Annotated in this window: 13 protein-coding genes and 1 pseudogene; 1 reads left to right on the forward strand and 13 read right to left on the reverse strand. The window is 37.6% G+C overall.

Annotated elements, in window-relative coordinates; genetic code table 11:
* Positions 1-6: 6 nt before the first annotated feature.
* The 13 genes and pseudogenes from ACYIB7_RS14790 to metG all read right to left on the reverse strand — a co-directional run bounded on the left by ACYIB7_RS14790 (position 7) and on the right by metG (position 11,676).
* Entirely contained in the window at positions 7-945 is a 939-nt protein-coding gene (locus ACYIB7_RS14790; protein WP_099464663.1) for a glycosyltransferase, read from the reverse strand.
* On the reverse strand, positions 935-1,234 hold the full coding sequence (locus tag ACYIB7_RS14795) for a GtrA family protein (protein ID WP_480337607.1): 300 nt from the start codon (positions 1,232-1,234) through the stop codon (positions 935-937). The genes ACYIB7_RS14790 and ACYIB7_RS14795 overlap by 11 nt, the downstream gene beginning before the upstream one ends.
* 90 nt (positions 1,235-1,324) lie before the next feature.
* Complete coding sequence (locus ACYIB7_RS14800; RefSeq protein WP_099464879.1) at positions 1,325-2,422, reverse strand: DegT/DnrJ/EryC1/StrS family aminotransferase; 1,098 nt, start codon at positions 2,420-2,422, stop codon at positions 1,325-1,327.
* Positions 2,423-2,427: 5 nt separating this feature from the next.
* Positions 2,428-2,913, reverse strand: coding sequence for an acyltransferase (locus tag ACYIB7_RS14805; RefSeq protein ID WP_099464665.1), 486 nt, complete (start codon positions 2,911-2,913; stop codon positions 2,428-2,430).
* Positions 2,888-3,322 (reverse strand): sugar 3,4-ketoisomerase, encoded by a 435-nt coding sequence (locus tag ACYIB7_RS14810; RefSeq protein ID WP_099464666.1) that lies wholly within the window; start codon positions 3,320-3,322, stop codon positions 2,888-2,890. Before ACYIB7_RS14810 ends, ACYIB7_RS14805 begins: the two co-directional genes overlap by 26 nt.
* The gene (locus ACYIB7_RS14815) at positions 3,319-3,807 is read right to left on the reverse strand and encodes a sugar 3,4-ketoisomerase (RefSeq protein WP_480337610.1); all 489 of its coding nucleotides are present in this window, start codon (positions 3,805-3,807) and stop codon (positions 3,319-3,321) included. The genes ACYIB7_RS14810 and ACYIB7_RS14815 overlap by 4 nt, the downstream gene beginning before the upstream one ends.
* 3 nt (positions 3,808-3,810) lie before the next feature.
* The gene (locus ACYIB7_RS14820; RefSeq protein ID WP_099464668.1) at positions 3,811-4,218 is read right to left on the reverse strand and encodes a sugar 3,4-ketoisomerase; all 408 of its coding nucleotides are present in this window, start codon (positions 4,216-4,218) and stop codon (positions 3,811-3,813) included.
* Positions 4,219-4,249: 31 nt separating this feature from the next.
* Positions 4,250-4,801: pseudogene (locus tag ACYIB7_RS14825) on the reverse strand (ORF6N domain-containing protein).
* Positions 4,802-4,842: 41 nt separating this feature from the next.
* A complete protein-coding gene (locus ACYIB7_RS14830; protein WP_480337612.1) occupies positions 4,843-6,156 on the reverse strand; it encodes a UDP-glucose dehydrogenase family protein in 1,314 nt (437 codons plus the stop codon).
* Between the two features lie 17 nt (positions 6,157-6,173).
* Positions 6,174-7,103 carry a UDP-glucuronic acid decarboxylase family protein gene (locus ACYIB7_RS14835; protein WP_480337613.1) on the reverse strand — a complete coding sequence of 310 codons (930 nt, stop codon included), beginning with the start codon at positions 7,101-7,103 and terminating at the stop codon, positions 6,174-6,176.
* A gap of 340 nt (positions 7,104-7,443) precedes the next feature.
* Positions 7,444-8,460 (reverse strand): Gfo/Idh/MocA family protein, encoded by a 1,017-nt coding sequence (locus ACYIB7_RS14840; RefSeq protein ID WP_099464672.1) that lies wholly within the window; start codon positions 8,458-8,460, stop codon positions 7,444-7,446.
* A gap of 12 nt (positions 8,461-8,472) precedes the next feature.
* Positions 8,473-9,612 carry a DegT/DnrJ/EryC1/StrS family aminotransferase gene (locus ACYIB7_RS14845; RefSeq protein WP_103983648.1) on the reverse strand — a complete coding sequence of 380 codons (1,140 nt, stop codon included), beginning with the start codon at positions 9,610-9,612 and terminating at the stop codon, positions 8,473-8,475.
* A gap of 24 nt (positions 9,613-9,636) precedes the next feature.
* Entirely contained in the window at positions 9,637-11,676 is a 2,040-nt protein-coding gene (gene metG / locus ACYIB7_RS14850) for a methionine--tRNA ligase (protein ID WP_480337615.1), read from the reverse strand.
* A gap of 112 nt (positions 11,677-11,788) precedes the next feature.
* Between metG and ACYIB7_RS14855 the strand changes: the two genes are divergently transcribed.
* Positions 11,789-12,865 (forward strand): SGNH/GDSL hydrolase family protein, encoded by a 1,077-nt coding sequence (locus tag ACYIB7_RS14855; RefSeq protein WP_103983650.1) that lies wholly within the window; start codon positions 11,789-11,791, stop codon positions 12,863-12,865.
* Positions 12,866-12,867 lie beyond the last annotated feature (2 nt).

Here is a 12,867-nt window from a genome sequence, read left to right on the forward strand (position 1 = left end):
GTTTAATTATTTTTTAATTATATATCCCGGTCTAGCTTTCACTTCTTCGTATATCCGCCAAATATACTCAGCAATTATTCCAAGACTTAGTAATATCAGTCCTCCGAAGAATGTAATAAACAATATTATTGATATCCATCCTGGAACTGTTACTCCCCAAAACTGACGATTACCAAACAATGCAATATACCCATAAAATACCATTATAATCACAGATATTGCTGCAGTCCAAAAACCAAGATTAGTTATAAATTTTATAGGAAAAGACGATGATGAGAAAAACACATCTTTCGCTAAACGCAATTTCTTCTTAAATGTCCATCTAGATTTTCCTTGATTCAGTCCTAATGGACGTTCATAAGGAAAATATACAGGAGAAAATCCTAAACGAAATATTTCGGGAACAACCGCCGTATTTATAGGGTGAATTTTGGTATTTAAAACATCTATCACTTCCCTGTCAATAAAAGCTAAATCTGCTCCTCCTTCTGGATAAGTTATCTCTGAAATAGCATTAATTATTCTATAGTAGCAAATTGAGAATATTCGGCTACTCCAAGGATCTTCTCTCATTATACGATTAGGTATAATTACTTTATGCCCCTGTTCCCATAATCGGTACATATCCACGACTGTCTGGTAAGGTTGCTGTTCGTCATCCGGCAAAGCTATTGCACATGCGCCTTTACAGACCGATAGCCCAGCAAACCATGAATAATTACTCGTGTAATTTCTGCTTAATTGGTATGCTCTCACATTTGGATTTTCTTTTTCCAAATTTTTTGCAATTTCAAAAGACTTGTCCGTTGAACCATCATCCATCACAATGAATTCAAACGGGATATTTCCTTTATCCAACAAGTCTTTTATCTGTTGGTAAGAGACTAGTATTCGCTCTCCACTATAATAACTCAATAAAATAATTGAAAGTAATTTATCCGGCATACTCAACCTTCTTTTTAGTTAACATTTTATTCACAAAGAAATAATTCCACAACATTGTAACAGGCAATACTGCCACACTAAGAATTGTCTCATTTATCGATGAAAATAATTGCAGATATATCCATAAAATGACAGTCCCCAATATCATACTGGAAATATAGATTAACCTATATTTCAGCATATCTTTTTTCTCCAATGATGTTTTATAGACAATCTTTGCATTCAATATATAAATATAAGCCACTACATACGCGATATAAGGATTGGCATGAAGGATTTCATTAAACAAAAGGAAAAATGAAAAGAATGTTATGCCAACTCCAACCAGAGAAAATCCGCGAAACCTCTTCCAATGCTTGCGTATAATTTTTTCATTTGATTAAAATTGATTTAACGCCAAAACGATTTGCTCTTGCTCTGCTTTTGTTAAGCATGGCCCCATAGGTATACTCAAAATCTCCCGATGTATCTGTTCCGTAATCGGGAATGACAAATGGTTCCATTCCTTGTAGCATTCCTGTTTATGCGGAGGGATCGGGTAATGAATAAGTGTTTGTATATTCTGTTTAGTCAGATACTCCTGCAAAATATCACGTTCTGCAGAACGAATCGTAAACAAATGAAAAACATGAGAATTCCAATCCTCAACTTTTGGTAAAATAATTTTCGGATTAGAAATATACTGCATATAATACGTTGCAATTTCTTTTCTCATTGCATTATTTTGATCCAAATATTTCAACTTCACATCTAACACTGCAGCTTGTATTTCATCCAATCGGCTATTTCGTCCCCTATATTTAAACACATATTTTTTTGCAGATCCATAATTTGCCAATGCCCTTATAAGTTCCGCCAAATCTTTATCGTTTGTAGTAATAGCACCTCCATCACCTAAAGCTCCTAAGTTTTTACCGGGGTAAAAACTATGTCCTGAGGCATCGCCTAAGGATCCCGTTTTTCTGCCACTAAACCTACATCCATGGGCTTGCGCATTATCCTCAATAAGCTTCAAATTATATTTTTCACATAATTTCCCTATATTATCCGTATAAGCACATTGTCCATATAAATGCACAATCATAATACCTTTAGTCCGGTTCGTTATAGCTTCTTCTATTCTAGCATCATCAATTTGATATGTATCTAAAGAAGGTTCAACCAAAACAGGTTTCAGATTATTATCTGTAATAGCCAATATTGATGCAATATATGTATTTGCAGGGACAATAATTTCATCGCCCTCAGACATTATTCCCATCTCTATATAAGCACGTAATATCCAATATAGAGCATCAAGACCATTCGCTACACCAACACAATATGAGGAACCTATGTAAGCCGCATAATTAGTCTCGAACTTTTGATTTTCTATTCCTTGAAGATACCAACCGGAATCTATAACGCGAGATATTGCGTCATGAATCTCAAGAGAATACTTATCAGTAATTTGTTTTAAATCTAGGAATTTAACCATTGACATTATAATTTTGTAATCGTTCCCTCTTTTGTAACATACCCCTTTAAAACTGCTGGATTTCCATACCATACCGTATTTGCCGGAATATTTTTCGTTACGACACTACCTGCTCCAATCAATGCATTTTCACCAATCTCAACACCTGCTAAAATTGTAGAATTAGCTCCAATAGAACACCCTTTTTTCAATAATGTTTTTTCAAATTTTTCAGGATATTCCTTAGAACGAGGATATAAATCATTCGTAAATGTAACATTAGGACCTACAAACACATTATCTTCAATAATTACTCCATCCCATAATTGGACTCCCGATTTTATTGTTACATTATCGCCAACATTTACGTCATTTTCAATAAATACATGAGCACATATATTACAATTTTTTCCTATTACAGCATTTTTCAGCACTACACAATATTGCCAAATATAAGTATTCTCATCAACATTTTTACTCTGAACATCAGACAAGGGATGTATATATACCATTCTTATATCTAATAAATTCGTTATAATTCCTTATATAATCTTCTTCTTCATATTTATGCGAAGCTAATACCAAACAGACCGCTCCTGAAGAAAAGTCATTTAATTCACGCCATATTCCAGGGACTACTAGTAAACCTTGATAAGGTCGATTCAATGTAAATGTCCTTTTTATATTTCCATCATCCAACGTTACATTAAAACTTCCACTTACAGCAATGATTAATTGTTGTAACTCCTTGTGAGCATGCCCTCCTCTAGATTCTCCTCCGGGAATATCATATAAATAGTAAACACGCTCTACGTCAAAAGGAATTGTTTTGCCATTTTCTACAACAGTTATATTCCCTTTATAGTGATGGTGCTTATCTAATTCTATGATAGTACAATCATAAACTGTAGTCTGTATCATGCAACAAGTTCCTCCCTTTTTTGTAAAGAAGAGAAACTAGACATATATATCCTACCCCCCCCCCCGTTAATACAATTTAACATATTTGTAAATAAAACAAAATCTCTATAATTCCTTATATAATCATTCTCATCATACTTATGTGAAGCTAATACTAAACAAATTGATCCAGAAGAAAAACCTTGTTCTGACGCCCATATACCAGGCGGTATATGTAATCCATAGAATGGACGATTTAATAAAATTGTTCGCTTATTTAGTCCATCATCCAAAACAACTTCAAAACTACCACTAGCTGCCACTAATAATTGATGGCATTCTTTATGAGCATGGGCACCACGAGCTTCTCCTCCAGGTATATCATAAGTATAAAAAACCCGCTCTATTTCAAAAGGAATATTCTTCAACCCTGCAATCGGAGTTATATTCCCTTTTTCATTTTCAATTCGAGGGAGCTGAAGAATAGAACAATCAAACACAGTCATTACTTAACCAATCTTACTTATTTGTTCAAAAAATAGATCATAATCACGGATATAATCATTTTCGCTATATTCAGTAGAAGATAAAATTAATGCAAGTGAATTAGTAGAAAAATTCTTCATTTCTCTCCAATACATTTTAGGAATATACAATCCGTAATAAGATCTATTCAAAGAATAAACTTTTCTCTCTTTTCCGTCATCAAGTACAATATCAAAACTTCCCGACAAAGCCACTATAAACTCTTCATTCTCTTTATAAGCATGCCCTCCTCGATTCTCTCCACCTGGGACATCATATATCCAATATGTACGTTTTATATCAAATGGAATATGATTCTCTGCTTCTATGAAGGAAAGGTTTCCACGTCTATCAATAATTTTAGGGAGATTTATAATTTTCACATTATCCATTTATGAATAAAGTTAATTTCATCTATATTTTTTATTCTTTCTCTGTTTTCCTTTTCACCGTATGCTTTACCTTTAACACTGCCAGATTCAATTCGATTGTTGTTTCAGAATCTGTTACTTTCTGTTCATCATCCAAAAGATCAGCTATCAATTCTCCACTTTTCTGCGTCAGACTTTTTTGTTCCTGTCCGTTTGCTTCGGATAAAGCGGAAACGGTACGGGAAAGTTCCTTTAGTTTGGCAAACGTCTCTACAATAGCTATCATAGTCTGAGTTGCACGCTCACTCTTTAAAATGGTGGCGAGCATATAGAGTCCTTTTTCGGTAAAGGCTTTAGGTACGGTTCTTATTTTAGCCCAATTTGCGGTCGGAAATTTCGACCGCAAAGACATTAACTCTTTGTTATTTAATTCAATAACATATCCACTTGGAAATTTATATGGATTATTTTTAACAGCTTCATTAATTCTCTTGGTTTCTACTCCATAAAGATATGCAACATCCGAATCTAATAATACTCACTGATCTCTTACAATAATAATCCGGTCTTCAACTTCCTGAAATTTAACGATTTCTTTTTTCATAATTAAGGTCTTGGTCTATCTGTTAATTTAATATCTGTCTTTTACCGTCCTATACAATGGTATTCAAACCCATATTCCTCCATTTCTTTGATATCATAAATATTACGTCCATCTATTACCAATGGATTTGCCATTAACTTATGAACGGCAGTCCATGAAGGCATACGGAACTCTTTCCATTCGGTGATGAGCAACAAAGCATCAGCATCCACAACAGCATCATAAATGTCTTTAGCGTAGTAGATAGTATCACCAATACGACGGCGGGATTCATCCATAGCTACCGGATCGTAAGCACGAACATCACAACCGGCTTTCAGAAGTTTGTCTATAATAACCAGAGAAGGTGCCTCACGCATATCGTCTGTTTCCGGTTTAAAAGCCAACCCCCAAATGGCAATGCGTTTGCCTTGTAATTGTCCGCCAAACTGTTTTTCCAATTTTCGGGAAAGAATAGATTTTTGCTCATCATTTACGTCTTCCACTGCCTGAAGGATACGCATCGGATATCCGCTTTTATTAGCAGTTTTTATCAATGCTTTTACATCCTTCGGAAAACAAGAGCCTCCATAACCACAACCGGCATATAAAAAACGATGGCCGATACGATCGTCTGTGCCTATTCCTTTACGAATCATGTTGACATCGGCTCCCACAATTTCACAGAGGTTAGCAATGTCGTTCATAAAGCTTATACGGGTTGCCAACATAGCGTTGGCAGCATATTTAGTCATTTCTGCAGAAGGTACATCCATAAAGATTACACGGAAGTTATTCAACAGGAAAGGGCGATATAAACGAGTCATCAATTCCTGTGCCCGTTCAGACTCCACACCAACAACTATACGGTCAGGGCTCATGAAGTCCTTGATAGCAGCTCCTTCTTTTAAAAATTCGGGATTAGAGGCTACATCAAAAGGTATATCCAGCCCCCGCTTATCCAGTTCCTCCTGTATAGTCTGACGTACTTTTTTAGCTGTACCAACCGGAACGGTACTCTTTGTAACAAGCAATAAATATTTCGTCATGTTACGTCCAACTGTACGGGCAACTTCCAGCACATATTTCAAGTCAGCACTACCATCTTCATCGGGAGGTGTACCTACGGCACTGAAGACTACTTCCACCTCATTCAAACATTCTGTTAAATCTGTGGTAAATTGCAAACGGCCTGCTTTTTTATTACGATTTACCATTTCTTCAAGACCTGGTTCGTAAATAGGCATAATTCCGTTATTCAGGTTTTCTATCTTTTTAGTATCTACATCCACACAAAAAACTTCGGTACCCATTTCTGCAAAACAAGTACCACTGACAAGACCAACATACCCTGTCCCTACTATAGCGATTTTCATATCAGAATTACTGTCTATTATAAATTACGGAAATATTCGATGGTAGGCTTCAATCCTTCTTCCAGCTTCACTTTAGGTTCCCAACCATTCAACATTTTTTTTGCCAGCGAAATATCCGGTTTACGTTGTTTTGGATCATCTGATGGTAATGGCATAAAAGTTATCTTTGACTTCGAACCAACCAGACGGATAATCATCTCTGCTAGCTCCAGCATAGTAAACTCACCCGGGTTACCTAAGTTAACAGGACCTGTAAAATTCTCTGTAGCCATCATACGGATCATACCTTCCACCAAATCATCCACATACTGAAAACTGCGAGTCTGTGTACCATCACCGTAAATTGTCAAATCCTCACCCTTTAGAGCCTGTACAATAAAATTAGAAACTACACGACCATCATCAGGACGCATATTTGGGCCATAAGTATTGAATATCCGGATGATCTTTATATCTACCTTATTCTGACGATGATAATCCATAAATAAGGTTTCCGCACAACGTTTACCTTCGTCATAGCAGGAACGAAGTCCTATCGGGTTCACATTTCCCCAATAGCTTTCTTCCTGTGGATGTACTGCCGGATCTCCATATATTTCACTGGTAGAAGCTTGTAATATACGGGCTTTTATACGTTTCGCCAAGCCCAGCATATTAATAGCCCCGATAACCGATGTCTTCACTGTACTTACCGGATCAAATTGATAATGGATCGGAGAAGCAGGGCAAGCCAAGTTATAAATTTCGTCTACTTCCACATAATAAGGAAATGTTACATCATGACGAACTAATTCGAAATAAGGATTGTTTAATAAGTGAAGGACGTTTTTCTTTTTCCCGGTAAAATAGTTATCCATACAAATAACGCTATTACCCTCTTTCAAAAGACGTTCGCAAAGATGCGAACCGATAAAGCCGGCTCCACCGGTGACCAGAATTTGTTTCATTTTATCTCCCTTTTAATCCTTAAGCTATACATTATGGAATTCTCTTATAGATACACAAAAGCTCGTCACCCCCATCCAAGGACAACTAAAAGTGCCACAAAGATAGGAATTTGAATAAATTAAAGTTCATAAAATGGTAGTTATTTATCTGGTTTCGGGCTTTCGTTATTTGAATCAAAATCCTTTTCACATAATATAATCTAAATTCCGTTTGAATTTTAAAGGTTTTGGTAAAACATCCTGCATAAGGATAAGACTTCCCATACAAGCAATTATAAACCATCCCGATGATTTTGAAAAATCATCGGGATGGTTTCCTAAAATGATCGGGATGGTTTTATTATTTCAATGCATATATCCGCTGCACTATATCCACAACCTTCATGCCCTCCAGTACATTCGTAGTAATAGCAGCGGAGCCGGATAATACATTCACAACATTACGGATAACAAAGTTATGGTTTTGCGCAGATCCTTTGTATGGTCCATAATCGTTACCCGGATTAGTAGGAGCTAATTCGGGCATTTCATAATTTTTAATATGGCAATACTCTACTTCGTTCATGTATTGGCCGCCGATTTTAACACTACCGTTTTCAGCTACGACCAACATACTGCTCTCCATATTTTTATTCCAGACAGATGTAGAATAATTCAGGCATCCCATTCCTCCGTTTACAAATTGGAAATTCACAAAACCGGAATCTTCAAAAGCGGTCAAATCCTTATGATTAAAATCAGCAAAACGAGCCTGGATATTACATATATCACCAAAAAGCCAATACATTATATCTATGAAATGGGAGAATTGAGTAAAAAGAGTCCCTCCATCCAAAGCTGCATCGCCATGCCAACCACCAGCCTTATAATACCGTTCGTCACGATTCCAATAGCAGTTAAGCTGTACCATATAAATTTTACCCAACTTTCCGGATTCTACCATCTCCTTTATCCACACAGAAGGAGGAGAATAACGGTTCTGCATTACACAAAATACCTGCTTACAATATTTAAGAGAAGTATATACAACTTTTTCAGCATCAGGGAGAGTTAATGCCATTGGTTTCTCTATTACGACATGATGGCCGGTCTCTATCGCGCGAATTGCCATTGGTGCATGCAAACCGTTAGGAGTACAGATATTAATTACGTCAATATCCAAACCGGAGTTTAGCAAATCTTCCAGGCTCTGAAAAAAAGGAACTGTATAAATATCAACTTCCAATTCTCCTTTAGTACGGATATCGCACAAAGCTACCAGTTCCGCCCCTTCATCACGGGTTATCATTTCTGCATGACGTTTACCTATATGGCCGCAACCTATAACAGCAAAACGAATTTTATTACCTTGTTTCATTCTATATTCCTATCAGATCTTTTGATCTGCTTCCAAAATCGTTTTTATAATATAATCCTGTGTTTCAACCGTCATTTCAGAGTAAATCGGAATTGATAATACGGATTTTGACAAATCGCCTGCCACCTTTATCTTATAAGGAATAAAGGCTGTGTCCTTAAATGCCTCCTGATCCTGCAAAGGTATTGGGTAATAGACTGTAGACGCAACTCCCTTTTCTTTCAGGTATTGTTGGAGAGAATCTCGTTTTCCATCTTTCACAACCAATGTATATTGGTGAAATATATGCTGTGAGAAAGTTGATTTTTGAGGAACTTCAATATGCTTACAAGAAGACAACATTTCATCATACCGGACTGCCAATTTTATTCTATTATCATTAAATTCATCCAGATATTTCAACTTCACATCCAGAATGGCTGCTTGTATCGTATCTAAGCGTGAATTACAACCTACCAATTTATGATGATATTTTTCGGTCTGTCCATGACTGGCTATCATCCGGATTCGATCTGCCAACCGACGATCGGACGTCATCAAAGCACCTCCGTCGCCATAGCATCCCAACGGCTTGGAAGGGAAGAATGAAGTAGTACCGACATGGCCTAACGTTCCGGCTTTTTTTACAGTCCCGTCTTCACAAATATAACCAGTCCCCAAGGATTGGGCATTATCTTCTATAACATACAAATGATAAGATTTTGCAATTCCCAAAATGATTCCCATATCACATGCCTGTCCGAATAAGTGTACTGCAATAATCGCTCTAGTCCGTCTGGAAATACACTGTTCGATCTGCCAGGGATTAATATTAAATGTCCACGGGTCTACATCGACCAACACCGGAACCAATCCTAAGAGAGTAACGGTTTCCACTGCTGCCACATAATTAAATGCAGGAACAATTACCTCATCTCCCGGACGCAGCCCTAATGCCATCAATGCAATCTGTAACGCATCCGTTCCGTTACCACAAGGTATTACAAAAGGAATTTCCAAATACTCCTCAAGATGAGTTGCAAACTCTTTTACCTGTGGACCATTAATAAAAGCTGTGCTTTCATTTACAGTTAAAATAGCCTCATCAATTTCACCTTTTAAACGATGATACTGACTACGCAAATCCACCATCGGAATATTCTTTCCTTCCATAATAATATCGTATTAAGTAGTTATTTACTTTACCTCACTACCTGGTTTTACCTCTTTCTCAGGAGTAATAACGGCCAATTTACCGTCAAAATTTTCTGCAGAAAGGATCATACCTTCCGAAATTATACCTTTTAACTTACGTGGAGCCAGGTTTGCAATAAAACAAACCTGTTTACCTACCAATTCTTCCGGGTTGTAATGTTGTGCAATACCCGAAACGATCGTACGTTTTTCCAGACCGTCATCAATACGGAACTGCAAAAGTTTATCTGCTTTCGGCACTTTAGCACATTCCAGAATTGTACCTACACGGATATCTAATTTCAGAAAATCATCAAACTCGATATTTTCACGTACCGGTTTTGCTCTATAATTAGCCTCTTCGTTTGCTTTTTTGGTATCCAATAGTTTTTGCACCTGAGCCTCTATAACAGCATCTTCTATCTTTTCAAATAAAAGTTCAGCTTTTCCCAATTGATGTCCGGCTTTCAACAAATCTGTCGCACCTAAACGACACCAACCAAGCGGTTGCACATTCAACATTTTATTCAATTTTTCCATGCTGAACGGAAGGAATGGTTCAAAAGCAATTGCCAGGTTTGCAGTAATCTGCAAAGCAATATTCATAATTGTAGCGACACGGGCCATATCTGTCTTTGCCAACTTCCATGGTTCCATATCTGCCAGATACTTATTGCCGATACGTGCCAGGTTCATAGCTTCTTTCTGTGCATCACGGAAATGATAGGTATCCAACAAACGTTCTACATTGGCTTTTACATCTTCAAAATCTTTTAAAGTCTGACGATCATAATCGGTCAGTTCACCTGCAGCAGGTACTTTTCCTTCAAAATATTTCTCGGTAAGCACTAATGCACGGTTGACAAAATTACCTAAGATGGCAACCAACTCATTGTTATTACGTGCCTGGAAATCTTTCCAGGTAAAATCATTATCCTTTGTTTCCGGAGCATTTGCAGTCAGGACATAACGTAATATATCCTGTTTACCCGGCATATCTACTAAATATTCATTCAACCAAACAGCCCAGTTTCGCGAAGTGGAGATTTTATCACCTTCCAGGTTCAGAAACTCGTTAGCCGGTACATTTTCCGGTAAATTATAAGAACCTTCGGCCTTCAACATGGCAGGAAACACAATACAGTGAAATACAATATTATCTTTTCCGATAAAATGAACCATCTTCGTTTCAGAATCTTTCCACCAAGTCTCCCAACTATCAGGCAACAACTCTTTTGTATTAGAAATATAACCAATAGGTGCATCAAACCACACATAAAGAACCTTACCTTCGGCTCCCTCAACCGGTACGGGAATACCCCAATCCAAGTCGCGGCTTACTGCACGAGGTTGCAACCCCATATCCAGCCAGCTTTTACATTGACCGTACACATTCGATTTCCATTCTTTATGCCCTTCCAAAATCCATTCACGCAAAAATGGTTCCCATTTATCCAGCGGTAAATACCAGTGCTTGGTCTCCTTCATTACAGGCTGGCTACCACTAATAGCCGATTTCGGGTTAATCAGATCCGTAGGGCTTAAAGACGTACCACAAGCTTCGCATTGGTCGCCATACGCTTTTTCATTACCGCAATGGGGGCAAGTTCCGGTAATATAACGGTCGGCCAAAAACTGTTTGGCCTCTTCATCATAGTACTGTTCGCTTGTTTTTTCAATAAATTCTCCCTTATCATATAAAGTACGGAAAAAGTCGGAAGCCATTTGATGGTGCGTAGGAGATGTCGTCCGGGAGTAAATATCAAATGAGATTCCAAATTCTTTAAAAGACTTCTTTATAATAGCATGATAACGATCAACAACATCCTGAGGAGTAATCCCCTCTTTCTTTGCCCGTAATGTAATAGGCACACCATGTTCATCCGAACCCCCTATCATCAAAACCTCTTCACCTTTTAAACGAAGATAACGTGCATAAATATCGGCAGGCACATACACACCGGCAAGATGACCAATATGTACCGGTCCGTTTGCATACGGCAACGCCGTAGTTATCAGCGTCCTCTTAAATTGTTTTTCCATATCTTTGCGTTCTCTTTTTAAGATGCAAAGGTAAGGAATTATTATGAAAGTCTGATATTGGAGATTCTTATTCTATTTCATACCTTTGAATCAATTTTTAATAATATACATTATGAAAACACCTGTTATTTTAATTTCATTACTTCTTTTCTCGTTTTCTTTTTCAATAAAAGGACAAATCGTTTATCACGACGCATCCAATTTTCCTCTTTTAGGTAAAGCTACAGAGAATACTTATACACGCTATAGCCGTTTGCCTGAATCTCTAAAGTCCATATCGAGAGGGCCCGTCTGGGAACTTGGTAAAAACAGCGCGGGGCTTGCCATCCGCTTTCATTCCAACTCCACAACCATAGCTGCCAAATGGGAGGTTCTGACCAACAATCTCATGAACCACATGACCCCGACAGGAACAAAAGGACTTGACCTTTATTGTCTGCTTGACGGAAAATGGACATTCGTTAATAGCGGACGGCCAACAGGAAAAGATAATACGGCAACTATAATTTCCAACATGAAACCGGAAGAACGGGAATATATGCTATATCTCCCATTATACGACGGAACAGTTTCTTTAAGTATCGGTATTGACTCGCTTGCAGAAATTACACAACCTAAAATAAACTTGCCCGTAAGAGAAAAACCCATCGTATTTTATGGCAGCAGTATTCTTCAGGGAGGATGTGCCAATCGTCCAGGCATGGCACACACAAATATTCTTTCCCGCTGGTTAAACCGGGAATGTATAAATCTGGGATTTAGTGGTAACGCATTGTTGGATCTCGAAATAGCAGAATTGATCTCCGAAGTGGATGCCTCCATGTTCGTATTAGACTTCGTGCCTAATGCCAGTGTAGAGCAAATGAAAGAACGGGCTGTTAAGTTCTATACCATCATTCGCGAAAAACATCCAGATACACCAATCCTATTTATAGAAGATCCCATATTCACTCATACACGTTTCGACCAGCAAATTGCCAGGGAGGTAAAAGACAAAAACGACGAGATCAATGCAATCTTCCGTTCGTTAAAAGAAAAAGGAGAAAAAAATATCTATATGCTTTCCTCCAAAGATATGATCGGCCACGATGCAGAAGCAACCGTCGATGGGATTCATTTCACAGACTTAGGCTTTATGAGATATTCGGAATTACTTTATCCGGTATTGAAGAAACATATAAAGGAATAATC

The sequence above is a fragment of the Parabacteroides sp. KHUB-03 genome (assembly GCF_056640975.1).

Bases quoted from the DNA above. Each gene is read 5' to 3' on its own strand.
- metG (WP_480337615.1), bottom strand. From the start codon at position 11,676: ATGGAAAAACAATTTAAGAGGACGCTGATAACTACGGCGTTGCCGTAT.
- ACYIB7_RS14815 (WP_480337610.1), bottom strand. From the start codon at position 3,807: ATGACTGTGTTTGATTGTTCTATTCTTCAGCTCCCTCGAATTGAAAAT.
- ACYIB7_RS14800 (WP_099464879.1), bottom strand. From the start codon at position 2,422: ATGGTTAAATTCCTAGATTTAAAACAAATTACTGATAAGTATTCTCTT.
- ACYIB7_RS14820 (WP_099464668.1), bottom strand. From the start codon at position 4,218: ATGGATAATGTGAAAATTATAAATCTCCCTAAAATTATTGATAGACGT.
- ACYIB7_RS14790 (WP_099464663.1), bottom strand. From the start codon at position 945: ATGCCGGATAAATTACTTTCAATTATTTTATTGAGTTATTATAGTGGA.
- ACYIB7_RS14810 (WP_099464666.1), bottom strand. From the start codon at position 3,322: ATGATACAGACTACAGTTTATGATTGTACTATCATAGAATTAGATAAG.
- ACYIB7_RS14830 (WP_480337612.1), bottom strand. From the start codon at position 6,156: ATGAAAATCGCTATAGTAGGGACAGGGTATGTTGGTCTTGTCAGTGGT.
- ACYIB7_RS14805 (WP_099464665.1), bottom strand. From the start codon at position 2,913: ATGGTATATATACATCCCTTGTCTGATGTTCAGAGTAAAAATGTTGAT.
- ACYIB7_RS14840 (WP_099464672.1), bottom strand. From the start codon at position 8,460: ATGAAACAAGGTAATAAAATTCGTTTTGCTGTTATAGGTTGCGGCCAT.
- ACYIB7_RS14855 (WP_103983650.1), top strand. From the start codon at position 11,789: ATGAAAACACCTGTTATTTTAATTTCATTACTTCTTTTCTCGTTTTCT.
- ACYIB7_RS14845 (WP_103983648.1), bottom strand. From the start codon at position 9,612: ATGGAAGGAAAGAATATTCCGATGGTGGATTTGCGTAGTCAGTATCAT.
- ACYIB7_RS14835 (WP_480337613.1), bottom strand. From the start codon at position 7,103: ATGAAACAAATTCTGGTCACCGGTGGAGCCGGCTTTATCGGTTCGCAT.